Below are 835 nucleotides of genomic sequence, written 5' to 3' on the forward strand. Positions count from 1 at the left end.
AAGGTCGTAGGTTCAAATCCTACTCCCGCAACCAATACTTCCAGTCAGATATCAAGCACTTAGCGCCCCAAGGGGCGCTTTCTGCGTTCAGGGCCACTGCACAACTGGAAGCACTCTGGAAGCATTAGGGACGAAATTCACCCTGTGATGAATGCGCAACACCAGAAATCAGTGAACTTTTGGTGCCGTACCACTTTTCATCCCATTGGCAATGTGCAGAATTACCCGAACTGTAGAATAGAATACCAGCAACTGAATTTCACGTTAAGTTGTAGTTTCTGCGCGCGATGCACCCGAATTGAGGCACTTATATTTATGAAAACACAGAGTATTTGGGACCACGATCTTCTGGACTACGAACATATCGGGAACACTTTCACAAACCTGATTAAGTCAATGGAAACCACAAAGGTCGTTTCCATTGAAGCTGGATTTGGCAGGGGAAAGACGTTCTTTCGGAAGGCTTGGTCAGAACAACTCAGACAGTCTGGGGAAATTGTTATCGAAGTGGACGTTCAGCAATCGGACCACTCGGGTGATCCCATTGTTACACTGTTTGGTGCGTTGGTCGAGGCCGTACCTAAAACACAGGGAGGCAAAGCAAAGAAAGCTTTGGATTCGGCAAAAAAAATCGGGGTAATTGGAGCTCGCGCTGCGGCAAGAGTTGTTCTTCGATCCGGAGCCGACGAGATCATCGAAGCTATGTCTGATGGAGCTATTGACGCTCTTGGAGATTTTGATGCTCTAGGGTCAGGATGCATTGATTTTCAAGGCGCTGCATGATTCACGGCTCGAAAAATGGAGTGGTGATATGAGCGACCTTTTCTGGCTGACC

General features: G+C 47.7%; 1 protein-coding gene. It reads left to right on the forward strand.

All coding sequences use genetic code 11. From position 1 onward, the window contains the following. The first annotated feature begins 315 nt into the window (after positions 1–315). Positions 316–783 (forward strand): P-loop NTPase fold protein, encoded by a 468-nt coding sequence (locus ACR0M9_RS21115; protein WP_480774608.1) that lies wholly within the window; start codon positions 316–318, stop codon positions 781–783. The last annotated feature ends 52 nt before the right edge of the window (positions 784–835 follow it).

It is taken from the genome of Ruegeria sp. CH2 (assembly GCF_056537065.1).